Source organism: Pseudomonas bohemica, assembly GCF_002934685.1.
In the GTDB taxonomy this organism is placed as follows: domain Bacteria; phylum Pseudomonadota; class Gammaproteobacteria; order Pseudomonadales; family Pseudomonadaceae; genus Aquipseudomonas; species Aquipseudomonas bohemica.
On record NZ_NKHL01000096.1, the window covers coordinates 48730 to 73385 of the forward strand.

General features: G+C 57.1%; 22 protein-coding genes. 9 read left to right on the forward strand and 13 right to left on the reverse strand.

The genetic code is table 11. The features are described 5' to 3' along the window. Positions 1-406: 406 nt before the first annotated feature. The 3 genes from hemL to CE491_RS08340 are packed head-to-tail and all read right to left on the reverse strand — an operon-like array spanning position 407 to position 3189. Positions 407-1690 carry a glutamate-1-semialdehyde 2,1-aminomutase gene (gene hemL / locus CE491_RS08330; RefSeq protein WP_110947875.1) on the reverse strand — a complete coding sequence of 428 codons (1284 nt, stop codon included), beginning with the start codon at positions 1688-1690 and terminating at the stop codon, positions 407-409. A gap of 50 nt (positions 1691-1740) precedes the next feature. Continuing rightward, positions 1741-2367 (reverse strand): thiamine phosphate synthase, encoded by a 627-nt coding sequence (gene thiE, locus CE491_RS08335; protein WP_110947876.1) that lies wholly within the window; start codon positions 2365-2367, stop codon positions 1741-1743. Positions 2368-2391: 24 nt separating this feature from the next. Further along, positions 2392-3189 carry a hydroxymethylpyrimidine/phosphomethylpyrimidine kinase gene (locus tag CE491_RS08340; protein WP_110947895.1) on the reverse strand — a complete coding sequence of 266 codons (798 nt, stop codon included), beginning with the start codon at positions 3187-3189 and terminating at the stop codon, positions 2392-2394. Positions 3190-3528: 339 nt separating this feature from the next. Between CE491_RS08340 and CE491_RS08345 the strand changes: the two genes are divergently transcribed. The 4 genes from CE491_RS08345 to CE491_RS08360 all read left to right on the forward strand — a co-directional run bounded on the left by CE491_RS08345 (position 3529) and on the right by CE491_RS08360 (position 9822). Further along, the gene (locus tag CE491_RS08345; protein WP_110947877.1) at positions 3529-5484 is read left to right on the forward strand and encodes a sensor histidine kinase; all 1956 of its coding nucleotides are present in this window, start codon (positions 3529-3531) and stop codon (positions 5482-5484) included. 225 nt (positions 5485-5709) lie between these two features. Beyond that, complete coding sequence (locus CE491_RS08350) at positions 5710-7359, forward strand: acyl-CoA dehydrogenase family protein (protein WP_110947878.1); 1650 nt, start codon at positions 5710-5712, stop codon at positions 7357-7359. A gap of 254 nt (positions 7360-7613) precedes the next feature. Continuing rightward, the gene (gene amn, locus CE491_RS08355; protein ID WP_199885029.1) at positions 7614-9110 is read left to right on the forward strand and encodes an AMP nucleosidase; all 1497 of its coding nucleotides are present in this window, start codon (positions 7614-7616) and stop codon (positions 9108-9110) included. 79 nt (positions 9111-9189) lie between these two features. Beyond that, positions 9190-9822: a pseudouridine synthase gene (locus CE491_RS08360; protein ID WP_110947879.1), complete on the forward strand. Its 633-nt coding sequence runs from the start codon at positions 9190-9192 to the stop codon at positions 9820-9822. Positions 9823-9977: 155 nt separating this feature from the next. Here CE491_RS08360 and CE491_RS08365 read toward each other — a convergent pair whose 3' ends face one another. The 3 genes from CE491_RS08365 to CE491_RS31220 all read right to left on the reverse strand — a co-directional run bounded on the left by CE491_RS08365 (position 9978) and on the right by CE491_RS31220 (position 11636). Beyond that, positions 9978-10184, reverse strand: coding sequence for a DUF2788 domain-containing protein (locus CE491_RS08365; RefSeq protein ID WP_110947880.1), 207 nt, complete (start codon positions 10182-10184; stop codon positions 9978-9980). Positions 10185-10236: 52 nt separating this feature from the next. After that, complete coding sequence (locus CE491_RS08370) at positions 10237-10716, reverse strand: Lrp/AsnC family transcriptional regulator (RefSeq protein WP_110947881.1); 480 nt, start codon at positions 10714-10716, stop codon at positions 10237-10239. Between the two features lie 167 nt (positions 10717-10883). Continuing rightward, positions 10884-11636 carry a hypothetical protein gene (locus CE491_RS31220; protein WP_407681336.1) on the reverse strand — a complete coding sequence of 251 codons (753 nt, stop codon included), beginning with the start codon at positions 11634-11636 and terminating at the stop codon, positions 10884-10886. A gap of 21 nt (positions 11637-11657) precedes the next feature. Between CE491_RS31220 and CE491_RS31045 the strand changes: the two genes are divergently transcribed. Beyond that, on the forward strand, positions 11658-12377 hold the full coding sequence (locus CE491_RS31045) for a DUF6515 family protein (protein WP_110947882.1): 720 nt from the start codon (positions 11658-11660) through the stop codon (positions 12375-12377). A gap of 105 nt (positions 12378-12482) precedes the next feature. Here the strand turns inward: CE491_RS31045 and CE491_RS08385 are convergent, their stop codons facing one another. Both CE491_RS08385 and CE491_RS08390 read right to left on the reverse strand, forming a co-directional pair. Further along, complete coding sequence (locus tag CE491_RS08385) at positions 12483-13388, reverse strand: cation diffusion facilitator family transporter (protein WP_110947883.1); 906 nt, start codon at positions 13386-13388, stop codon at positions 12483-12485. Positions 13389-13434: 46 nt separating this feature from the next. Then, complete coding sequence (locus CE491_RS08390; RefSeq protein WP_110947884.1) at positions 13435-13860, reverse strand: polyribonucleotide nucleotidyltransferase; 426 nt, start codon at positions 13858-13860, stop codon at positions 13435-13437. Positions 13861-14003: 143 nt separating this feature from the next. Between CE491_RS08390 and CE491_RS08395 the strand changes: the two genes are divergently transcribed. Beyond that, complete coding sequence (locus CE491_RS08395) at positions 14004-14468, forward strand: DEAD/DEAH box helicase (RefSeq protein WP_110947897.1); 465 nt, start codon at positions 14004-14006, stop codon at positions 14466-14468. 92 nt (positions 14469-14560) lie between these two features. Here CE491_RS08395 and CE491_RS08400 read toward each other — a convergent pair whose 3' ends face one another. From CE491_RS08400 to CE491_RS08410, 3 genes are read right to left on the reverse strand one after another with little or no spacing between them, the layout of a single operon-like run. Next, the gene (locus tag CE491_RS08400) at positions 14561-16705 is read right to left on the reverse strand and encodes an ATP-binding protein (protein WP_110947885.1); all 2145 of its coding nucleotides are present in this window, start codon (positions 16703-16705) and stop codon (positions 14561-14563) included. A gap of 2 nt (positions 16706-16707) precedes the next feature. After that, positions 16708-17151: a hypothetical protein gene (locus tag CE491_RS08405; protein WP_110947886.1), complete on the reverse strand. Its 444-nt coding sequence runs from the start codon at positions 17149-17151 to the stop codon at positions 16708-16710. 3 nt (positions 17152-17154) lie between these two features. Then, on the reverse strand, positions 17155-18069 hold the full coding sequence (locus CE491_RS08410; protein ID WP_110947887.1) for a hypothetical protein: 915 nt from the start codon (positions 18067-18069) through the stop codon (positions 17155-17157). Positions 18070-18534: 465 nt separating this feature from the next. Here CE491_RS08410 and hrpB point away from each other — a divergent pair, with 465 nt between their 5' ends. The 3 genes from hrpB (at position 18535) to CE491_RS08425 (ending at position 23094) form a co-directional block, all read left to right on the forward strand. After that, the gene (hrpB, locus tag CE491_RS08415) at positions 18535-21057 is read left to right on the forward strand and encodes an ATP-dependent helicase HrpB (RefSeq protein ID WP_110947888.1); all 2523 of its coding nucleotides are present in this window, start codon (positions 18535-18537) and stop codon (positions 21055-21057) included. Positions 21058-21120: 63 nt separating this feature from the next. Next, the gene (locus tag CE491_RS08420) at positions 21121-21834 is read left to right on the forward strand and encodes a hypothetical protein (RefSeq protein WP_110947889.1); all 714 of its coding nucleotides are present in this window, start codon (positions 21121-21123) and stop codon (positions 21832-21834) included. 66 nt (positions 21835-21900) lie between these two features. Further along, positions 21901-23094, forward strand: coding sequence for a restriction endonuclease (locus CE491_RS08425; protein ID WP_110947890.1), 1194 nt, complete (start codon positions 21901-21903; stop codon positions 23092-23094). Positions 23095-23183: 89 nt separating this feature from the next. On the opposite strand, the gene CE491_RS08430 is transcribed toward CE491_RS08425, so the two are convergent. Continuing rightward, entirely contained in the window at positions 23184-24008 is an 825-nt protein-coding gene (locus CE491_RS08430; protein ID WP_110947891.1) for a DUF6216 family protein, read from the reverse strand. Positions 24009-24069: 61 nt separating this feature from the next. Beyond that, positions 24070-24525 carry a hypothetical protein gene (locus tag CE491_RS08435; protein WP_110947892.1) on the reverse strand — a complete coding sequence of 152 codons (456 nt, stop codon included), beginning with the start codon at positions 24523-24525 and terminating at the stop codon, positions 24070-24072. Positions 24526-24656: the final 131 nt, after the last annotated feature.

Sequence of the window (24656 nt, forward strand, 5' to 3'; positions counted from 1 at the left end):
CTAAACGTGCTGGCTGCGCATTATGAAATAAGCAGGGCCAACCTTACAAAGTCTTTACTGATTTTCTGCTGCACGGGCCTGATTGCCCTGTGTTTGGGGGCTCGAAGCGGTGTGCGTTACCCGGTATTGAACAAAACATTCCGAGAACAGTGCGAATCAACTGTCGGGATCAGATTGCTGCGGGCGCTTTCGGAGGAAAGCGTCGGGCCCGTTGCGTATTCATCGACAGACATTGCGCTTTCGCTGCCGTCGTAACCTTCGACGTCTCCTACAGACGATGCGTCGCTCCAGGGATGTGGCTAACGCAATACGGTAGGAGCGCGCTTACCCGCGAAGGCGTTGGGTCAGGCAACATCAATGTCGCTGGGCTGATGCCTTTGCCGGCAAGCGCTTCTACCGACTCGTTTTATTTCAACTGCGCGAACGCCTTCTCGGCCGCGTCCAGCGTATGTTGCAACTCCGTTTCGCCATGAGCGATGGAGGTGAAACCGGCTTCGAATGCGCTCGGCGCCAGGTACACCCCGCCTTCGAGCATCAGGTGGAAGAAACGTTTGAAGCGATCGGCGTCGCTGCTCATTACGTCCTGGAAGGTGACGATCTGTTTCGCGTCGGTGAAATACAGGCCGAACATGCCACCCGCCTGCGTCGTCACGAACGCAATACCCGCCGCGTCCGCGCGTTGTTGCAGGCCTTCGAGCATGCGTGTGGTGTAGGCACTCAGCTCGTCATGGAAACCCGGGCGGCTGATCAGGCGCAGTGTGGTCAGGCCCGCAGCCATCGCCAGCGGATTACCGGACAGCGTGCCAGCCTGATACACCGGACCCAGCGGCGCGATGTGCGACATGATCTCGCGCTTACCGCCGAAGCAGCCCACCGGCATGCCGCCGCCGATGATCTTGCCGAAGGTGCTCAAGTCAGGCTTGACGCCGTAGTAGGCTTGGGCTCCACCAAGGGCTATACGGAAGCCGGTCATCACTTCGTCGAAAATCAGCACCACGCCATGCTTGTCGCATTCTTCACGCAGGCCTTGCAGGAAGCCCGGCGCGGGAGGCACGCAGTTCATGTTGCCGGCGACCGGCTCGACGATGATGCAGGCCACTTCCTGACCCACCTGCGCGAGCATCACCTTGACCGCCTCGATGTCGTTGAACGGCAAGGTCAGCGTGTGTTTGGCAAACGCCGCCGGAACGCCTGGCGAGCTTGGCACACCCAGGGTCAGCGCGCCGGAACCGGCTTTGACCAGCAGGCTGTCGGAGTGGCCGTGGTAGCAGCCTTCGAATTTGATGATGCTGTCGCGTCCGGTATAACCGCGGGCCAGACGGATCGCGCTCATAGTGGCTTCGGTGCCGGAGCTGACCATGCGCACCATTTCCATCGACGGCACGATCGAGCAGACCAGATCGGCCATCTCGGTTTCCATCGCGGTCGGCGCGCCATAGGACAGGCCGTGTTCGAGCTGCTTGCGCACGGCGTCCAGCACCTCGGGGTGGCTGTGACCAAGAATCATTGGGCCCCAGGAACCCACGTAATCGACGTAGCGTTTGTCGTCTTCGTCGGTGACGTAGGCCCCAGCGGCGTGTTTGAAGAACAACGGGGTGCCACCGACGCTCTTGAACGCACGGACCGGCGAATTGACGCCGCCGGGAATGTGTTTCTGTGCGTTGGCGAACAGGGTTTCAGAACGGGACATGGTGAAGGTCTCTGTTTGAATCGAATGAGATGAACCGGCCCGACGTGGGGTCAGGCTGGTTTGAACAAGTCGTTGAAGGCACGGGCGCGACGCGTCACTTCCTGAGTGGAATCAGCACCGAACAGGCCATGCACCACCGCGAGCAGATCGGCGCCGTGAGCGACCAGCGGGGCGGCGTTTTCCAGGGTGACGCCGCCGATGACGGCGATCGGCAATTTGATCCGCGTTCGTGCTTGGGCCAGCATTTCAAGGCTGCACGCAGGCGCACCGGGCTTGGTGTTGGAGTTGAAGAAGCGGCCAAACGCGACGTAGGTAGCACCGTCGATCCTGGCTTTCTCCGCCAGTTCAAGCTGCGCATGGCAGGTGGCACCGACGATGGCCTTGTGACCGAGCAGGGCGCGGGCGTCTGGCAGCGAGCCGTCGGTTTGCCCCAGATGCACGCCGACACCAAGACGGGCAGCGACTTCGGCGTCATCGTTGATGATCAGGCGGGTCTTGTAGCGCTCGCACAGCTTGAGCAGTTCGGAGGCCTCACGCAGACGGCGTGTCTCGTCACCGGATTTATCGCGGTATTGCAGAAGAGTCACGCCACCATCGAGCGCGGCTTCGACATAGGCCAGGAATTTGCCGGCCAACAGTTGGCTGTCGGTAACGGCATACAAGCCACGTAATTTCATCAGGGGTGCCTCTTTTTCGTGGCGTTACGAGCAGAAATCCAGCGGCAGGCGGCGGGGTACGAACTGGCCTTTGCCCAGCTGTTCGGCGTCGCGCAGCGTGCGCCAAGTGTAGTCCAGCGCGGTTTGCACGGCGCTGATTACGTCTTGCCCGAGGGCCAGGCGACCGGCCAGAGCGCTGGCCAGCGTGCAGCCGGAGCCGTGATAGCTGCCCGGCAGGCGCTGGCAGGTAAACGTGTGCGACTGGCCGTTGCGAATGTACAACCGATTGTGAACCTCATTCTCGTCCCCGTGCCCGCCGGTAATCAGCAGATGCTCGCAGAACGGCAAGAGCTTTTCGGCACATTCGTCGGCAGTGCCCTCAGGCAGTTCGGCCAGAATCCGTGCTTCGGGCAGATTTGGCGTGGCAATGGTCGCCAGCGGCAGCAGACGCTCGCGCATCGCATAGCCCACTTCGTCCTTGCCCAATCGGCCGCCGCCGCCAGCACGCAGGACCGGGTCGCAAACCAGCGGCAGATGCGGGTTGGCCTGGAGCAACTCGACCACGGTGTCGACCATTTCCAGCGAGCCGAGCATCCCCAGCTTCACGGCAGCCACGGGAGAGTCGTTGAGCACGGCATTGGCCTGAGCCAACACCCACTCGCGATCCAGAACGCGAAAGTCGGTGACGTTCACGGTGTCTTGCACGGTCAGCGCGGTGACCGCCGGAGCGGCGTGGCAACCCTGGGCGAGCAGGGCTTCGATATCTGCCTGCAAGCCGGCGCCGCCACTGGGGTCGTGGCCGGAGAGACAGAGGACAACGGGGCGGGAGCTATAGATATTCATGGTGCGCGAGCTTACCACTAAAGCTTTTGCCGGGCCGCTGGTCGGCGGCAGATTTTTCGTCTGCACCGGCTCAAGGGCTCCAGGCCGCTGCCTGCGGGCATGGCTGCGCCAGTCGTCCTGAAAGCATCACGAAATTGGGGTGGGTGACGATACAGATAGTGTCATGCGGCCATCGGTCGTTATGCTGCCTGCCCATATTCTGTTTCTTCTGCCAAAAGAGTGAATGCAAGTGCGTTGCCCGTTAAACAAGCTGGCCGAAATCCCGGCCCGGAATCCAATATTGCCTCCCATGGATCAAGGGTTTCACGTCGCCGCTCAGAATATTGTCGGCGGTGGTTCATGCGTCTTCTCCTGACCCTGCTGCTGACTCTGCTCCCAACGCTGGCCTGTGCCCTGGAGTTCGATGAAACCACGCGCATGCTGCCGCTCGGTCGCGCGACGCAGGTATTCGAAGACCCGACAGGCAGCGCCGCCATCGAAGAGGTGTCATCGCCCAAAGGCCAGGCCCGGTTTCGCGCGCTCGACGCCGGTTCACTCAACGCGGGTTTCTCGGAATCGGCGTTCTGGCTGAAGGTGCAATTGACCTATCGCCCGGTCAATCCGGTCGCTTCCGCAGACTGGCTGCTCGAGCTTGCCTATCCGCCGATGGATCACGTGGACCTGTACCTCGCCAGTGAAACCGCCGAGCCCAGCCTTACCTGGCAGACCGGCGACATGCTGCCCTTCGACAGCCGTCAGATAAAGCAAAACAACTACCTGTTCGACCTGAACCTCAAACCTAACCAAAGCAAGACCGCGTATGTACGCGTCGCCAGTCACGGCTCGGTGCAGGCGCCGCTCAATCTCTGGGCCGGTCACGCCTACATCGAAGACCAGCCAGCGCGGCTTTACGTGCTCGGGATGATTTACGGCGTGCTGGCGGTAATGTTGGTCTACAACCTGTTCATCTACCTGAGCGTGCGTGACACCAGCTATCTCTATTACATCCTTTACATCACCTGCTTCGGGTTGTATCAGGTGTCGGTCAATGGCGCCGGAATCGAGTTTCTGTGGCCGGACAGCCCTTGGTGGGCCAACACGTCCACCACTTTCCTGATCGCTGCGGCAATCCTGTTCGCCAGCCAGTTCGCACGCAAATTCCTGCAAACCCCAAGACTGGGCCGCTGGCTGGATACACCGTTGCTGCTGATGATGACCTGCGCAACGGTGATCATGCTGCTGGCGCTGACTCAGGATTACGGCATCGCGTTGCGTCTGGTGACAGGGCTGGTGTTGCTGTTCACGCCGGTCATCCTGCTGATCGGCATCGTTGCCTGGCTCAAGGGGCGCCGCGTCGCGCGTTATTTCATCTTCGCCTGGTCGGCGTTTCTGCTGGGCGGCGTCATCAACGCCACCATGTTGCTGGGGCAGTTGCCGAATAACTTCTGGACCATGTACGCCAGCCAGATCGGTTCGGTGGTGGAGGTCGCGCTGCTGTCGCTGGCGTTGGCCGATCGCATTAACACTATGCGCGACCGCCAGACGCAGATACTGGCGCAGTCGAGCAGGGATCTGGAGAAGCTCAACCAGCAACTGGCCGTGAGTAACCGCCTCAAAGACGAGTTTCTGGCAACCCTTACTCACGAACTGCGCACGCCGATGAACGGCGTGATCGGCTCGCTTGAGCTGATGCAGATGGACTGGGCCGAAGACGAAATCGAGCTGTACCGCCAGACCGCCGCCGACTCGGCGCAAAACATGATGGGCATCGTCAACGGTATCCTGACCCTCACCGAATTGCAGGCCGGACGCATCAAGGTGCGCAGCGAAGCCTTCAGCCTGCGCCACTTGCTGTTTCAGCTGCGCAGCACATTCGAGCCTCTGGCCCGCGGCAAGGGCCTTGCCCTTAGCGTCGAACTGGACGAAGACCTGCCGGACAGCCTGCAGGGCGATGAACTGAAGTTGCGCCAGTGTCTGGATTGTCTGGTGGACAACGCCATCAAGTTCACTCAAAACGGCTCTATCAGGATAAGTGTGAAAGGCCACACCGACGAGCAGCAGGTGCGCTTGCTGATGGACGTCATCGACACCGGCATTGGTTTCGTTCGGCTGGACGAAGAGACGCTGTACGCCAACTTCTATCAGGTCGACGGATCCATGACCCGCGAGTACGGCGGCCTTGGAATTGGGCTGGCGATCTGTCGGCAATTGATCGAATTGCAGGGCGGGCGTTTGAGCCATCAGTCGGAGCCGGGCAATGGCAGTCAGTTCAGGTTGAGTCTGGATGTACAACGGGCGGCGTTGCCGGTGGTTTGATGCGGGTATGAACTGTCGGAGCGTGCTTGCCCGCGAGTGTGGGGCGATCCAGACCTGTCTGACCCTGCGCTATCGCGGGCAAGCGCGCTCCTACAACTAGAGCTGTCAGCAGGGCAAAACCGCCGTCATTTAGTCGCCTATGGCGCTTTTTTCGGCTTGCGCTGCGTGATTCACTGGTTCGCATCTGCGCGATCGCCGCGTGCCGACTCGAACCGGAGCCCGCCCATGAATCTGCATCAGTTCGCCGAAACCCATGAAGTCACCAATCAGCCGCCGTCGCTGGACGGGACTAACCTCTATCGCATTGACCTGCCGTTGCAGGAATGGTCGAAGCGTTTCGGTGCAGGCTGGGCGGAATCGAGAATCGATGCGTACGGCGCTCTGGCGGGCGGACCGCTGATGGAGGCGGGCTTCCTCGCCAACCAGAACAAACCGGTGTTCGCCAGCCATGACCGCTATGGCCATCGCATAGACCTGGTGGAGTTTCATCCCGCCTATCATCAGTTAATGCAGACCGCTGTCGAGCACGGCATTCCCTCGTTACCCTGGACCGACCCACGGCAAGGCGCCCACGTCGCCCGCGCGTCCATGAGCTACCTGCATACGCAGGCCGAAGCGGGCAGCGGCTGTCCGCTGACCATGACCTTCGCCAGCGTGCCCGCTCTCAGGTTGCAGCCTGATCTAGCCGATATCTGGCTGCCGAAAATCCTCGCCACCCAGTACGACCCGCGCAACGTTGGCATCGCTCACAAGGCCGGGGCCACCATCGGCATGGCTATGACTGAGAAGCAAGGCGGCACTGATGTGCGGGCCAATACCACGCGCGCTTATCCGGTTGGTCAACCCGGCCCCGGTCAGGCGTATGAGCTGGTCGGCCACAAGTGGTTCTGCTCGGCGCCGATGTGTGACGCCTTCCTGACCCTGGCACAGACTGACAAGGGCCTGACCTGTTTCCTGCTGCCGCGCCATCGCCCGGACGACACTCGCAACGAGTTCTACATACAGCGCCTGAAGAACAAACTGGGTAACTGGTCCAACGCCTCCAGCGAGGTCGAGTTTCGCGGTGCACTGGCCTGGATGGTCGGCGAAGAAGGGCGTGGGGTGCCGACAATCATCGAAATGGTCGCCATGACACGCTTCGATTGCATGACCGGTTCCAGCGCCTTGATGCGTCAGGCGCTGACCCAGGCTGCGCATCATTGCGCACATCGCAGTGTCGGCGGGCGTGTGCTCAGCGAGCAGCCATTGATGCAGAACGTGTTGGCGGATCTGGCGTTGGAGAGCGAAGCTGCGCTGGCGTTGACCCTGCGCATGGGGCGTGCGCTGGAGCGTCTGGACGATTCCCATGAAGCGCGTTTCGCCAGGCTGGTAACGGCGGTCGGCAAGTATTGGATCTGCAAGCGCGCCCCAGCCATGATCAACGAAGCCGCCGAATGCATGGGGGGCGCGGGGTACGTCGAAGACACCATCCTGCCGCGTCTATATAGAGAAGCGCCGGTCAACTCGACGTGGGAGGGCTCGGGCAACGTGCAGTGCCTGGACGTGTTGCGCGCGCTGTCCAAGGAGCCGGGCGTACTCGATGCGCTGTTTGATGAATTGGGCGATGGCCATGGCGATGCGCGCCTGGCGGCGCATATCGAGCAGTTGAAGACGGCGTTCATGGACACCAGCGACATCCAGTACCGCGCCCGGCAATTGACCGAAGACATCGCCGTCGGCCTGCAGGCCAAGCTGCTGCTCGAAGCGGGGAATTCGGTGGTCAGCGACGGCTTCATCGCCGGACGGCTGCAACACCCTGGCCGGGTCTACGGCGCGCTGCCGCGTGGGGTGGATGTCGAGGCGCTGGTGGCCAGGTCGTCGCCTCAGGTGGGATGAATTGTGTAAGAGCGCGCTTGCCCGCGATTTGCGGCGTTTCAGAGGCCCATCCGGCGACTGGCACAATGCTTTCGCGGGCAGTCGCGCTCCTGCAATGGAGCCCCGTGCAACTCGAGGTCATGACGCCCGGGTTCGGAGGTGACCTCATCATCCGTGGACGACACAATTCCACTGTAGGCGCTGCTGGAGGTTACGACAGTGGAGAACCGCTCTCTCTGACACAACTCGTGCCTTCGTCATCGGTTGCAGGCAAGATGGAGTCTTGCAAGATCAGAAGGATGCGCATCGTGACTGAAGCTTTTATTGTCGTAGAAAACGCCGAGCAAGCTGTGGACCGGCTTGCCGAGCTGCACGGACGTGCGACCAGCGCTTTGAGCCAGGCGCTCAAGCGTTATCTCAAGGATCGCGTCGAGCCCGACGCTGCCGAGCGTCTGCTGTTCCGCTACCCCGAACTGCGCCTGACCTATCACTGCCACGGCGAAGTACCGCTGACCACTCGTGCCTACGCCAAGGTGCAACTGCCCGGCACTTACAGCGTCACGGTCACTCACCCGGCGGCGTTCCGCAAATACCTGCTCGAACAGCTCGTGCCGTTGATGAACGACTTCACCGTCACGGTCGAAGTGGGCGTCAGCGAGCAGAACATTCCTTATCCGTACGTGGTCGAGCAGGGCGATGAACTGGCCGGCACGGGCGTCACCGCCGCGACGTTGGCCCGGGTGTTCCCGAGCACCGACCTGTCCGCCGCCACCGACGGCATCGCCGACGGCCTGTATGACTGGGCCAATACCGACCCGCTGCCACTGGCGCTGTTCGACGCCGCCCGGGTGGACTTCTCGCTGCGCCGCCTGGTGCACTACACCGGCAGCGACTGGCGCCATGTGCAGCCCTGGATTCTGCTGACCAACTACCATCGCTACGTCGACCAGTTCATCGTTCACGGCCTGGAAAAACTGCGTGACGATCCGCGCTTCGTGAAAATGGTGCTGCCGGGCAATGTCATCGTCGACAAGAGCATGGACCACGGCGAGGCCCAGGCCATCGTCTCCAGCGTGGTCTGGCACCGCTACCAGATGCCGGCCTATCACCTGATCGCCGAAGACGGTCACGGCGTAACGCTGGTGAACATCGGTGTCGGCCCGTCCAACGCCAAGAACATCACTGACCATCTGGCCGTGCTGCGTCCGCATTGCTGGCTGATGATCGGCCACTGCGGCGGTCTGCGTCAGTCGCAGACCATCGGCGATTACGTACTGGCTCATGCTTACATGCGTCGCGACGGCATTCTTGACCGCGTACTGCCACCGAACATCCCGATTCCCGCCCTGGCCGAGGTGCAACTGGCGTTGCAGGAATCGGCCGCGCAAGTCACGGGCGAGCGTGGCGACGATTTGAAAAAGCGCCTTCGTACCGGCACCGTGCTGACCTACGACGACCGCAATTGGGAGTTGCGCTGGGCGCAGGAGCGGCCGCTGATCAACCTGTCCCGCGCGGTGGCCGTGGACATGGAAAGCGGCACCATCGCAGCTCAAGGCTATCGCCTGCGTGTGCCCTACGGAACATTGCTCTGTGTTTCCGACAAGCCACTGCACAGCGAAATCAAGCTGCCGGGCTCGGCCAACGCCTTCTACGAGCGCGCCGTGACCCAACATTTGAGGATCGGTATTGCCGCGCTGGACCTGCTGCGCACTCAGCTCAACTCGTTGCATTCGCGCAAACTGCGCAGTTTCGATGAGCCGCCGTTCCGTTGAATCGCTAGGCGTTTAACAAAAGGGCCACTAAAGTGGCTCTTTCTGTTTATGCCATATCTTCGAATCAGTTTGAGCCAACATGCCGCGCAACCAACGTCCTCCTTCCCGTCGTCCTGCGCCGAACACTTCGAGCGCGCCTCGCCGTGTCGCCAAGGCCCCGCCCGCCGAACCCCGACTGATCCTGTTCAACAAGCCGTTCGACGTGCTGACCCAATTCAGCGATGGCGAAGGTCGGGCGACGCTCAAGGACTACATCGAGATCCCCGGCATCTACCCGGCCGGACGACTTGATCGCGACAGCGAAGGCTTGCTGTTGCTGACCAACGACGGGCGGTTGCAGGCGCGGATCGCCGATCCCAAACACAAACTGGCCAAGACGTACTGGGTGCAGGTGGAGGGCGAACCCTCGGATGAGCAATTGCAAAAACTGCGCGATGGCGTCGAATTGAATGACGGCCCGACCTTGCCTGCGCAGGCGCGGCGCCTGGACGAGCCTGAACTGTGGCCGCGCAATCCGCCCGTGCGCTTTCGCAAGAGTGTGCCGACTCATTGGCTGGAACTGGTCATCAAGGAAGGCCGGAATCGGCAGGTGCGTCGAATGACTGCGGCGGTCGGGCTGCCCACCCTGCGGCTGGTGCGGGTGCGGATTGGCGACTGGAGCATCGAAGGGCTGGGTCAGGGGCAGTGGCGGGAAGTGCCAGCGAAGTTGTGAGTGCAGCTATGGGGCAAGCAGGATCCTGCGACGGGCACGCGTCAACTGTAGGAGCGCGTTTGCCCGCGATGGTGGTATGTCTGTTGTATTCATGTTGGCTGACCGAACGCCCTCGCGGGCAACCGCGCTCCTACAAGGGTAGATGGCCGCTGAAATCACTGATGCTGCTCAAGATAGGCAATCACCACCGTCTTGATCACAAACGCCATTACCCCCAGCCCCAGCACCCCGAACAAAATCATCGTGCCAAACCGCCCAGCCTTGGATTTCTTTGCCAGGTCCCAGACGATGAAACCCATGAAACCGATCAGCACGGTCACCAGAATGGTCATCATCCACTCTTCGAACACCTCGGGTTCCATGATCATCTCCTGTGAGTGGGCGGGCTTGCGAGTATAGAGCGCCGTCCTGGCATCAGCTGCGCAGGTGTACCAGCGGCAGCTCTGTGCTGGCCAAGACCTGATTGAGTACGAAGCTTGAACGCACACTGGTGACGCCGTCGATACGGGTCAGGTGGCCGAGCAGGAATTTCTGGTAGTGATCCATGTCCGGCACCACGACCTTCAGTTGATAGTCGGCATCGACACCGGTGACCAGGCTGCACTCCAGAACCTGCGGCAGGTTGCGGATCTGCTGCTCGAAGTTCTCGAAACGGTCAGGTGTATGTCGATCCATGCCGATCAGCACGTAGGCAGTCAGGCTCAGGCCCAGCTTCTTGCGATCCAGCAACGCGACCTGCCGAACGATGTAGCCGTCATCTTCCAACTGTTTGACCCGCCGCGAGCAGGGCGATGGCGACAGGCCGATGCGCTCGGCCAGCTCCTGATTGGAGATGCGCGCGTCCCGTTGCAGTTCGGCCAAAATACTCAGGTCATATCTATCGAGCTTGCTCACGACTGGCACCTTTGTGGGATCAATTGCGCTGAATTATTCATCCGAAGGGAAAAATTGCGCAAGTGGTGTTTTCATCGGCAATATTCGCAATCCCATGTCGGCGGCGCAGGCTTATTCTTTTAACCAGAATCACTGCCCGGACACAGCGTCCAGCGCGGCCCGCCGAATCAGGCCAGCCGCGGCCTCCAGCCCGACAGGGTTGACCAGGCCACCGGGCTGCGCAATGTCCAGAAGACGATGCGAGGTGAGCCGGCGTCAAAAGCGTCGAGCCAGGACGAAGTATTCGAAAGGGGGCCAATGGGCCCTCTTTTTTTCGCCCGTTTTTTTGCTTTGCCGCAGGACCGCAACCTGTAGGAGCGCGCTTGCCCGCGATAGCGTTGGGTCAGGCGATAGGTATGCAACAGCCACCCCCGCATCGCCGGCAAGCGCACTCCTACAACTTCATGCGGCGCGCTGATAGAGTGCGGCGAACGGCGCACCCAGAATGCAGTCCTATCAACAGGTATCCGCGCCGCAGTGAGGAAAGCATGAGCATGCGCATCTGGCGTTTGGCAGGTGTCAGTCTTTTGGCCTTGAGCATCAGTGCTCAGGTGTTGGCCGACGAAAATAATCAGCAGCAACAGCGCAATGAGCAGCAGCAACGCCAGCAACAACAGCGTGGCTTCGAGCAGCAGCGCCAGCAGCAACAGAACCAGCAACGCAGCTTCAATCAGGATCAGCAGCAGCGTCAGCAACAACAGCAACAGCAACAGCGCCAGCAGGAACAGCTCAACCAGCAGCGCCCGATCCAACAGAATCAGCAGCAGCGGGCCGATCAGCAGCGCCAGCAGCAGGACCGTGAGCGTAATCAGCAGCGCCAGGATCAGAACCAACAGCAGCAACGCCAGCAGCAGCTTCAGCAACAACAGCGCCAGCAGCAACAACAGCTGCAGCAGCGTCAGTTGCAGGATCGTCAGAGCAACCTACCGATCCAGCGTCGTCCGGACACCGTGGTTCAGACCCAAGAGCCGCGTCAGGGCTTCTACCGCGATCAGCCCCGCGAGAACAACCCGTGGCGCGGCGGCGACAATCATGCTGGCAATAATGGCCGCCCAGGTGGTCATGGTGATGGCTGGGGCGGTGGGCCACGTTATCGTCCTGGCTACGAAATAGATCGCATGCCTGGCGGTTATTCCCGCGTGCCTTATCACGGCAGCGATTATTTCTATTCAGCTGGCTACTGGTATCGTCCGCAAGGCCCGCGCTACGTGGTCGTTGCCCCGCCGCGTGGAGTGCGTGTGCGATATTTGCCGGACTACGCGCAACAGGTCTGGCTCGGCAGCGCGCTTTTCTTCCTCGCGGCCGGCACTTATTACACCTATGAGCAGAGCACCCAGGAATACGTGGTGGCCGAACCGCCGCAGGGCGTGGAGCCGGTGTATTCGCCGCAACAGGTTCAGCCGCAGCCTGCCGATCCCTATGACGTGATTGCCTATCCAGCCAACGGCCAGACGCAGCAGCAGATCGAGCAGGATCGCTACGACTGCTATCGCTACGCCGTGCAACAGAGCAACTTCGATCCGGCGGCCGCGACCTACCAGCCGGCACCTGAAGTGGTGGGGATTTATCGTCAAGCCATGGCCGGGTGTTATGCGGGGCGGGGGTATAGCGTTCAGCAATGATCCTGCTGCCTTTGGCAGTCCGGCTTGCCGGCGGTGACGTCCTACGAAAGCTACCGCTGGCAAGCCGGGCTGCTACAGCCTGTCACTGATTTGCTCAAGAATTGATCAATTCAACACCGGTCCGTCAGCCTGCTGCATCACTTCCTGAGGGTCGGCGTGTACCAACACCTCGGCCTTGGGATATTCAGCGATGATCGCCCGCTCAACCTGCTCGCAAAGGTCGTGCGCCACCAACAGCGTCAACGCACCGGGCAATTCCAGGTGCAACTGTACGAACCAGTGATTACCCGAGATGCGCGTGCGCAAGTCATGGGCACCCAGTACGCCGGGTACGTTCTGCGCCAGTTCGAGCATGCGCGCGCTGACACCTGGCTCAAGCTCGGCATCCATCAACACCGCTACCGTCTCCCGAGCAATGGAGATCGCGCTCCAGAGAATGTAGAACGCAATCACCAGACCGAAATACGCGTCCAACTGGTCATAGCCCAAATACGCCAATCCCAGCGCCACCATGATGCTGACATTGAGCAACAAGTCGGAGCGGTAATGCAGTGAGTCGGCGCGAATCGCCGCCGAACCGGTTTCCTTCACCACCTTGTGTTGCAACATCAGCAGCGCAACGGTAAGACCGATCGACAGCAGCATCACCAAAATGCCCAGCCCCGGCGCGCCCAAGGGTTGCGGATGCTGAATGCGCTCGATGGCCTGAAAGCCGATCAGAAATGCACTGACCGCGATGAACAACGACTGAGCCATGCCCGACAATGCCTCAGCCTTGCCATGCCCGTAACGGTGATCTTCGTCGGCAGGGCGCAGCGCGTAATGCACCGCCAACAGATTGAGGAACGAGGCCGCGCCATCGAGCAGCGAGTCGGTCAGTCCCGCCAGCAAGCTGACCGAACCACTCATCCACCAGGCCACGGCCTTGGCGATGATCAGGATACTGGCGACGGCCAGCGACGCCCGCGTCGCCAGACGCAATAACCGGGCATGTTCAGGGCTGCTGCTCATGGCGCTTCCTTCAATCAGGGCTTCGAACAATCAGAGCGTGGGAACATCAAGCGGACGGTATCAGACCCAGCGTAGCCAGCTGTTGCGCGCTGCCTTTGTGCTGAATCAGACGTGGATCGTCCAGCGGCAGTGTACGGCCCAGCTCGGTTTGAATGATGGCTTGCAGCTTGGCGTTATCCACAGTGCCATCGGCTTTTACGGCAGGCTGCAGCTTCTGCGGGTCGATCTGCGCCTGTTTGCCGGAAGGCAGATAAATCGCACCGGTTGCGAAGTCGACAGCGAAGGCAATCACGCCGGGGATGATGTAGAACAGCAGGCCAACGGCGTCGAGCACCACGATCGCCGGGTCCATTCGGCCACTGCCCTGGATCTGACCGCGACGGTCAGGGTAGAAAATACTGCCGCAGGCCGTCAGCTGAGCCAACAAGCTGACGACCAGAGCACCGCCGATCAAACGGGAAGGAATACGCATGGAGATCTCCTCAGAGGAAGTCGCAACTATACAAGGCAAATGCCTAATCAATAAGACTATCCAACGAAGGCGACGGTTCTGCGTTGTGGCGAACAAAGCTGGGGTTGTGTTCGTATAATCGGCGATCTGTTTCTGGAGCCCCCATAATTTCTCTGCCCATTGATGCCGTTCTGCCTGCGCTGCGCCAGGCCCTTGTTGATCGTGATGAAGCGGTGCTCGAAGCGCCGCCCGGTGCGGGTAAGACCACACGGGTGCCGCTGGCGCTGTTGCAGGAGGCATGGTTGGCCGGGCAAAGCATTTTGATGCTGGAGCCTCGGCGGCTGGCCGCTCGGGCGGCGGCGGAGCGATTGGCTTCGGAACTCGGTGAGAATGTTGGGGAAACGGTCGGCTACCGGATTCGTCTGGAGAGCAAGGTAGGCCCCAATACCCGTATCGAAGTGGTCACCGAGGGGATTCTTACTCGTCGTCTGCAGGAAGATCCGTCGCTGGAAGGCGTCGGGCTGCTGATCTTCGACGAATATCACGTTTTGCCATTTGCACCGAAACCCCGAAATCTTGTCAAACCTTTTGACGCCCTCGAACCCACCGAATCTAGGGGTTCATTCTAAGAAAAGGCTCATCTGCCTTCCGCATGGGGAGTGGTGAGAATCCATCCTGAATTCCCTCCATCTGTATCTGCGTCACCGCGCCTGCACGCCTTTCACAGTCCTTGCGATCCAGTCACACCCTTAACCGGCAAGATCGATTTATCCCCAAGCTGGATGAGCTTGAATTCAACGTTCGAGGTTGCTTCCTTGTACGTAGCCTCACTGTCCTCAAACGAAGCTGCCACGATGCTTTGCAAGCCTTTCTCAGACGACAAAAGCTGGAATAGCGCCTGCTGGCTTTTGGTTGCCATGGAGTGCTGACCAGGCTCGTCCAGCAGCATGAAACCAAGATGGTTCCCGTTGACGGTCGGGTGGGATGAGGTTTGATAAATAGATAGCAGGTAGCTCCAGATCAGACGTACAAAGTCACTGGCACTGGACTCCCTTGCGATGTTGCCTTTGCCCTTTGGACTGTCCTCTCCTCGACCAGTTGTTGAAGGAGTGGGGGCGTCCAAAGCTGCGGCGTTGAATGGAGCTCTTTGAGCATTGATCTCCCTGAGCTCAATCTTGGCAAGATATGGCAGCAGGTTATCCTTATTGAACTCAATGTCTGTGATCGCGGCGCTGTGATAGTCGAACGCACTGATGTTTGCGCGGAACATTCTTTCGAAAAGCGAATACTTCGCCAGGTCGGCTGAAGAGTAATTGGTGCTAGGCATAGACGCTCGGCTTTGCTGATTTTCGAGAAAACGATTCGACAGCTGGGCAAGGATATCCAACGTCCGATCCGAGTTTTCCTCAAACTTAGTGAGTTCTTCAAGCTCCATCTCGATTTGCAGCTGCAGCCTGATCGCTGATTTAGAGACGGAAGAATTTGAGTTTAAATCGGAGCGGAGCGCCCTCAAGGCAGATTTGGTAACCGTGAGGCTTCTAGCGAGCTGCTCCTTGAGTGCATCGGCCTCTTTGATGGATTGATCAATTCCGCCCTTTTCCCGTTCCAGCATCCGCAGCTGCGCGGTGAGATACTCGATATTGGTGTTGATATCCATATGCGGGGTGCTCTCATGCAGATCGACAAGAGAGTTTCCGATGGATTGATGACAGGCCGGACAAGAGTTACTTGCAGTTGATAACCTGAGCGAAGCGCCAAAACTTATCAACTTCTGTGCAGCTTGATTTTTTGTAAGTTCATCCTTTGCTTGACGAGTATTGAGCCTGTTGCTGTTCTGATTGATCCGCAATAGCGCGATGTCACCTAGGCAAGTCTCATAAGCGACGGTGAAACGCTCAAGTTCATTCGTGTGCTTTTCAATAGCTTGAGTTATTTCTTGTGTGGGGGTTTCGCTTTGTTGAGCTAGTTTTTTGCCAATTACCTGATGTTCGTCAATTCTGCGTTGCCTGTATTCTAGGATGCTTTCAGTAACCCCTTCCGAGGTTTTATGAAAGTCGACAAGCTCGGCGTTGAAATCAGGTGCTGGCGTTTTTGGAATGTTAGAAAATCTGAAACCCTGTTTTAGTGTTTCCGCTAGCAGAGTCCGATAAAGAACTTGCCACTCATCGTGAATTTTTTTCGATGCTTGATCCAATAGATCACGCTTGGCGTCTGTCTCGAAAACGTCGGTGCCAACTAGAAAGTCAACGATCTTTATGCGCGCATCTTTGACGCCAAAGTATGGTAGGTTCGCGATGTAGTCAGTCCAGCCACGTTTTTGCTCAATGGCCATCGCGGCAAATACATATTGCAAGTACAGCTTAACCGGTTTTCCGTTTGTTCTCGGCACAACTGGCAATTGCAAACCCAGGAAATCTTCAAAATATCTGAAGAAACCTTCGTCAATCTGTGCGCTATTTGCATCGTGGAGAAATCTGTACAGCGTAGGAGCGGTCTCACCCTTGGTCAGCCCGGAGCATTCTTGAATTCGGATCAGCTTTGTACTAAGCCCATTCTCTTTGACGCTTCGGGTCGCAGTGATAGTCTTTCCATTACTCTCGATTTCAATTGTGACTTTTGAAGTCAAAATCTGATGCTTGAGCCCCTCGTACTCAAGGTAGTCCTTGAGAGCGTAAGTGAGCGCGTTTTCATTTTGGGCTCCGAGCAGTTCCTCCATGCCCATTCCATACATGATTGCGTGAACCACTGTACTTTTGCCGGCGGAGTTTCGGCCACGGATAATATTCAGATTACGGTTGAAGTCGGTGAAAAATCCAAACGGCCCGTTGTCGGTTTGAATATCGATCTTGATTGCTTTGATGAACATTGCTATTCCCATCCCTTGGACACAGTGCTGACCATGTCTTCCGTTATTTTCTTCCCAATGGACTTGAGCGCAGTCTTTTCTTCACTGAGAACTGAATCGTCGGCGAGTATCAAGGAAACGTAGGATCTTCCAGTCGGAGATAGCTCGAATCCATTTGTTGTCTGCGAAATGAGGGACTCGCTGAACGCGAGATTGAGTGCAATTGCCAACGCTGGATCGAATCCCCAAATTGGAAGCTGTAATTGACCCTGTTCGGCGCCTATCAACAATGACCGTGTCCGTTCGGGAGTTTTGAGCGCCCAGTTAAGCAGATGGATTTTGGGCAAGCTTGCTTTTCCTCCACGGCTTGATAAGTGAAGAATTAGGAGCGCTTGAGATATTTTGTAGAGAGGGCGCAACTCTGTGAGCACCGGAATCGGACGCCGTGTGAATTTAAGCTTGGCCATAAACTACTCGTTGAAATCCAGTTCGCAGATCGCAAGCCAGCGTGAGATAGTTCTTCGTACCACCTCGTTTGCCGTGGACTTATCGATGTTGAGATTGCGGTCGGTAACCAGATAGTCCATCAGTCTGGTCTTGACTAGCTCTGTGAGCTGCTCTGGAGTTGCGTCCGATGTGAACCTCCACTCTTGTACATCTTGTTCAAAAGCGTTGACAATACGAGCAACATGTACGTAGGTCGGAGGCGAGCGATCATAAAGAGATTGGAAATAGGTATCGTGATCCAAAAACCAGTTTTTTGTAAGAGTGACGAGCCCGTCAATGTGTTTTTCATTCCTCCCAGGCATACGCAGGCGGCATTTTCTCACTAGGTTTTCATCGAACGGCTCGGGAGTAGCATTTACTTTTGGCAGTGATTCATTCGGCGACCCTAGGCATGGAGGCAGGCCCTCTGAGGTTCGCAGTAGATTAAATTCTTGGATATAGAATTCGTGGTCATGCAGAAGCACTGTAAAGTTTTCATCAAGATGTGAAAGGTTCCATGCTCTCACTTCTGTTTGCTTCGTCTGGCTATAAGAATGGAGCTTGTTTCGATTGATCTCTGGAGTGACAAAGCACCAATTCTTGATTTTGGTGCCGCCCAAAATTTTCTGCAGCTGAACGGAGTAATCCCTGAGCTTATTGAGATCATCGTTGATTTTATCGCGTTGCTTCTCGTAGAGCTCGTCTTGGTGATATTGCCGTTCGGGGCAATAACACTGGAAAGCATAGCCTGTGTGCTTCGTGTATCCCTCTATTCCAAAATCGCCAGGTGATGCGGGTATGTGTTGATACCCATCCGCACCATGTTTGAGTTTGAACGCAAGCTGACACTGAGCTTCCCAAGTAATACCTGTGAACTTGCCAATGGGTGTTGTAATCACTGCGTGCCTGCCTTGTAGACTCGTAGGGAAGCGATGCTAATCAGATCCCTCCGGGATCCAGCGACGCGGATCGAAGCATCACCTGTGCCTTTCTTGGGGCTGTACGACGCCAGACCCTGTCCGAAACTATCAAAAGGCTATCAGTCGGTCTAGCAAGATGTTTTGATTTGGATCCATTAGTCTGGGGGGGCTGTTTATTTATACACGTCTCTGGCGTGGCTACGTTGATGACCTGATAGAAGGTGGCAGGCACGTGCTCTAGAACTTAAGCATGCATGCAGATACGCCTATGCAGTAGGCCACACTCGATGGTTATGCGGGTTCGGCGGTGAAGTCAGAGATTTGAGCTGGTTGAAAACTGTGAACCCATCCGATGCTCCACTTTCTGCAACGGCTTGGTGAACGGCCTATGCTGGGGAGCTTTGTAGATCGTAGGTATACTTCCCGGCCTACCTGGGAGTCATCATGAGTTCTTTGCCCATTGATGCCGCATTGCCGGCGCTGCTTCAAGCCCTTTCTTCCCGGCATGAGGTTGTTTTGCAGGCGCCGCCCGGCGCAGGTAAGACCACGCGTGTGCCGCTTGCTGTGCTAAAGGAGCCTTGGTTAGGCGATCAAGTTATTTTGATGCTTGAACCTCGTCGTCTAGCTGCAAGAGCGGCAGCTGAGAGGTTGGCCAGTGAGCTGGGCGAGCAAGTTGGTGAGACCATCGGATACCGAATTCGCCTTGAGAGTCGAGTAGGCCCACATACCCGTGTCGAGGTAATTACCGAAGGCATTCTGGCGCGGCGACTGCAGGAGGATCCTGCGCTTGAAGGCGTGGGGTTGGTTATTTTTGACGAGTTCCACTCTCGTAATCTCGACTCAGATCTTGCGCTGGCCTTGACCCTCAACGGACGCGAGCTCTTTCGTGATGAGCAGCCTCTAAAGGTACTGGTGATGTCGGCCACCCTTGAGGGCGATCGGTTATCGCGGCTGCTGAATGATGCCCCCGTTGTCACAAGTGAAGGCAGGATGTACCCGGTGTCGACTACGTGGGGCAAGCCATTTCAGCCCGGGGAGTTTATCGACCCTCGTGTGGTACAAGCCTGCCTAGATGCGATCAGCGAACAGAGTGGAAGTATCCTGGTGTTCTTGCCCGGGCAGGCAGAAATCAGACGGGTCAATGAACAACTGATCGACGCATTGGGGCCGCACACGAACATCATGCTTTGTCCCTTGCACGGGGAGCTTGATCTACGTGCTCAACGCGCGGCTATTGATCCTGCGCCTGAGGGCAAACGTAAAGTGGTACTTGCCACAAACATCGCAGAGACCAGTCTGACGATCGAGGGAGTGCGTGTGGTGATTGACTCGGGACTTGAACGAGTTCCGCGATTCGATCCACGCAGCGGTATGACACGGCTCGACACTCAGCATATCTCAAAGGCCAGTGCCACCCAGCGAGCGGGGCGGGCAGGGCGATTGGAGCCGGGTGTCTGCTATCGCCTATGGTCGGAGTCGCAGCACGAACAAATGTCCGGCTATAGCACTCCTGAAATCCTACAGGCCGATCTTGCAGCTCTGGCACTCCAGTTGGCCCGTTGGGGAATGAAGCCAGAGGAAATGACTTGGCTCGACCAACCTCCATCAGCCCCCTTCGCTCAAGCAAGAGACCTGCTCAAACGGCTCGGTGCTCTTGATGATGCTGGGGCGCTCACTCCGCATGGATCGGCCATGAGCGGGCTTCCGGCGCACCCACGTATCGCTCACATGCTGATCAAAGGCAACGCGATGGGCTTGGATGAACTGGCGTGCAACATTGCGGCGTTGCTCGGTGAGAAGGACATCCTGCGAGGCGCGGGTGCTGATCTTCATACCAGATTGATTGCTCTGTCCGGCGAGCAGCATTCACGTCGTGGCAGTGGTTCCTTTCAGCGTGTGAAACAGACCGCTCGCCAGTATCGATCCCTGCTACGAGTGAAGGCCTCTGACCCCGCAGATGAGCCAGACCACTCACGCTGGGTAGGTTGCCTGTTGGCATTCGCTTATCCCGACCGGATCGGCTTGCAGAGGCGTACAAGCGTCTCTGATTACCGACTGTCCAGCGGTCGTGCGGCAGTCTTTTCCGAGCCCGATGCGCTTACCAAGCATGAGTGGTTGGTGGTTGCTGATCTGGGGAGCCGTCAAGGCCAGCGCGAGGAGAGGATTTACTTGGCCAGCGACCTTGATCCGTATCTTTTCGATACTGAGTTGGCCGACCTTGTGAGGTCAGTTGACGAGGTTGATTGGGATGAAAGGGAAGGTTTACTCAAAGCTGAGCGGCAGAGAAGAGTTGGTGAGTTGGTTATCGCCACCACGTCTCTGCCAAGCTTGGATGAGCACACCCGCTCGCTAGCGCTAGTGAATCTGGTTCGGCGCAAGGGCATCGAACTTCTGCCCTGGAGTCCCGAATTGCGGCAGTGGCAAGCGCGGGTAGATCTGCTGCGTCAGCTGGATATCCAGAATGGCCAGACAGAAAGCAAGTGGCCCGATCTTACCGATGCCAACTTGCTGGACACGCTGGAGGGTTGGCTCACGCCATACTTGGGCAAAGTCACGAGGCTCAGTCACTTCAGTCAGTTGGATCTGTCTTCGATAGTCAGAAACCTCCTGCCTTGGCCGCTTCCGCACGAACTGGAGGCCCAGGCGCCTCAGTCGATTCAGGTGCCTTCTGGTTCGAACATCCGCATCGACTACTCGGAACGACCTCCAGTGCTCGCTGTGAGGCTGCAAGAGCTGTTCGGTCTCGAAGATACGCCTCGTATTGCCAGTGGAAGGCAGTTGGTAAAACTTCATTTACTGTCGCCGGCGCGGCGCCCAGTGCAGGTTACGCAAGACTTGGCGAATTTCTGGAAGACCACATACACAGAGGTGAAAAAAGACCTTAAGGGCCGTTACCCGAAGCATTTTTGGCCTGATGATCCACTGGAGGCAGAAGCTACCGCACGGGCGAAGCCGAGAGGGACTTGAGAGGATGGATTGGCCTGTCATGATCAGGTGCTGGGTGACGGATTTTGAGGAGCGGTACTTGCAATGAAAAAGGCGCTGGAGAAATACGCCAAAAGGCTTCAGAAGGACGCGGAAGTAGCTTTCATCAGGCGAATGATGTGGATCGACATGGAGGCGCGCATCCGAGAGATGTTTAGAGAGATCGAAAGCTCGCCCCAAGCTGGTTGGTACGGAGGGATGAAAATCCACAATGGGCTACACCCTGAAGCCAACGACATCCCGGCGAACAAGCGATTGAATCATCTCCAAGTCACGTGCATGACTAGGCTGCTTGGGCTTTCGAGCGTCACAGAAGCAGAGGAAACCAGGGAGATCGAAGGTGTCGAGCAGAAGGTCAGGCTTATCAAGCGCACGACCCACCTGGAGAGTGATTCAGCCATGTGGTTCACGCAGACACCTTGCGGTGGTGTCACGGTCTTCATGGCTCCATACAGATCCGACCTCGTCTCTGTAAACGAGAAGGAGATCGTCATTGGGATGTTCAAAGATCCCGTTCAACTGACAGAGGGCAGACTCAGACGGCTTTTCGCAAGATATTTCAAATACATGTCCATGACCAGTGCGCTTCACGACCACACGGTACTGGACTATGCCTGGAGGCTGCTGCTCATGTATCTCGACGTGCGCAGTCGGCGGGTTTGGAAGACTTTTGTGGCTATCAACGTGTTAGTCATGTTCGGCGCCGCGCTGTTCATTATCTTAGGGTATTTCATCAACTCACCAGCCCCATCACCGTGATTGTATAAAGTACGGCTGATGGCGAGGTCAGTCGAGGGCGGTAACTCTCCGTAAAGGTCGAACCAGATGAGCGTAGTGGCTTATTCAGATGCAGAGCTGGAGAAGAAAATTCTCAATGCACAGGCTGATCTGCGGGCCTGGGCAGTAGCTCACGACATCTGGTACGAAAGTGGCTTCACTACCTACGCACAGCGTATTGATGGGGAGCCCGGCCAGGATGCGGTGACTTTTGTTTTATACAGCTCGGGCCCGCTAGCGCAAATGCTGGATGGTGATCTGGATCCTCCTTTGCGGGCCCAGTTTGATCAGATCGCGGAAAGGCATGGTTTCTGGTGTGAGAACTACGATGGGGTTTCATACTACTTCTACGCGACAACTGAAGAGCTCCAAACCTCGTACGATGCGTATTTCCACTGGAAATGGGTATGCAGCCTTGTCATTGAGGACTTCGGCGACCTGTATGCTGAGCTCTATCAATACTTCCATCTTCATCCGGAACGCCTTCACAGTCTTCACCACCGGGAATTTGAGATCCTTCTTCATCGGCTGTTTCAGACCCAAGGCTATGAATCGGAGGTTGGGCCTGGAGTGGGTGATGGCGGGGTCGATGTCAAACTGTTTCAACGTGGCCCATTGGGGGATACGCTCGCCTACGTTCAGGCAAAACGATACTCGCCGAGGCGTCCGATAGGGCTAGAAGCTGTCGCTGCACTTCGAGGTGTCATGGCGAACGACGGGGTAGGTCGCGGTATCTTTGTTACGACATCGCGGTATTTGCCAAGCGCAGAGGCTTTCGCAAGACGATCGTCTGGATCACTTGAGCTCAAGACATCGGATGACGTTGCCCAATGGTGCAGGGATGCAGAGGGTGGGGTGGTTAAGGATAAGTCGACGCTGGTGTCAGACTCGCATGTCTTATCCGTTTTGCATAAAGTTGAGCGAGGACAGCATGTCAGCGTGGTTCATGCCCACTCAGGCCATTACACCATTGGTAACGTGTTTGCGCTGGTTCTCAAGGAGACGCGGCACGCGGCTCTGCTTTTGATTCTTCCAAAGCTTAATGTTGGTGGGGCACGTGACGGATTTGATGGGCATGAAGTCCCGAGGCTCGATGGCAGAATTCTCGGCTTCAAGAATTCACATACTGTTTTCAGAGCCAAGCGAAAGGTCGATGACCGTGGAGCTGTAAGTTACTGGGATGGCCGGAATCTGTTTCGCGTCTGGGATAGGCGTCCCTGTTATTTCAGCCATCTGGATTGAGCGCAACACCAAGATGTAACGAGACGTCAGGAGCGGCAGCGCTGGATTAGCCACCTGGGATATCATTCATCACTGGTGCTACGGAAAGCCTACGGCACGCTCGTGCTCACCTCGGTAACCTTTTTCTCCAGCGCCTTGGCGGTAGTCTCACAAAGCATAATGAATACTAGAAATGCGAGGCAGGCAACTGCCGCACCGAAAGCGCCCATACCAATCACGAACTGCTCACCGATGATGTCTTCGATTTTCTGGTTGTAGTTACCCAGCACCAAGCTGCAGACAACGTCCTTATCCCACTGCTCCTTAAAGGGCTCCACGCCATCCGAAAATAGGCAGTATTGATTATCCACCGCCCAGTGGGGGGCGACCCACGGCAACCAATTATCTGTGCCATTGAACGCATCATTCGGCTGCACCCAGAACGTCGTATGTGTCTTTTTAACCGTGAGCCACGCATAAGACGTTTGTGTGAAAACGTAGGCCGCCGGTAAAAGGAATACGATGGCGAGCAGCATCAACGATCGAACTGTTCTGCGCCGGAGCTTGGAAGGGATTTTAAACTTGAGCTCGTTTGCGTCGAAGTAGCGGCGCGCTCGGCAGAGCTCTTCAATTGTGAGCTCGTGACGATCCAGCCAGGAGAGCAGGTTCGCCATGTGTCTGGATGTGCTGAGGTGAAGACCGAACCATAGATTGAAGCGCTGTAGGTCTTCGTGATCGGCCCACACACGTTGCGCAAATTTACTATGGAAACCTTTCGTGGCTCCTAGCAGTTGGTGCCACCGGTAGACGACGTAGAACATCGCGTTAGTTCTGAAAATCACGTAGGTCATCAATGCCAGTGCTCCAAGATATGGCAGCACCTTGATGGTTACGTCGATCCATTCCAGCGGGGATTTGACGAGCTGTTCGGACATAAGGGGGCTCTAGCAACGTGATGCAATCAGGAGGAGGGAGTTCAGAAGCTGCCAGCTACAGCTACCTCATGTACATCTGTTTGGTTCGGGTCATGTTGATGATAAAGCTATCGGCATGTAGGCCATTGGTTTCCAGGGTAATCTCGTTTTGTGCCGTACTGCGGATGTCGTATCGCTGTGATTGAGCCAACAGAAGTCCTTGCTCCAGATCGGTTTTCAGGGCGCTCTGAGTGTAGGCTGGGGTGTAGATCGATAGCGGCTGACCAGCGACTGATACGGCCACTACTTTGGTTTTTACGTTGAGTAACGTGGTGACAAGCTCATCATCTGTGGCTTGCCATTCGCCATTGCCAGCGAAGTCGTAACTGAGGATATCAGGCAAGCGAGGTATAGCTTTGAATACGGTAATCTTTAACAAACCCCTGATCGCGTATTTTTTGTTAGCAAAAAACTGCGTTGTGCCCTCAAAGCCCATAAGCCCGTTTCGATCCGGGTACTGATATTTCTCTCGCCACATGCCCAAAAATTTAGGGTTCAGTCCATCCGTAACCGGCCGGTGAAGTCACCTTGTTGGCGCTGATTGAAAACTGACCCACCCTGCCGATTGAAAATTGACCCAGGGCAGATTGCCGATTTGTCATCAGCAAT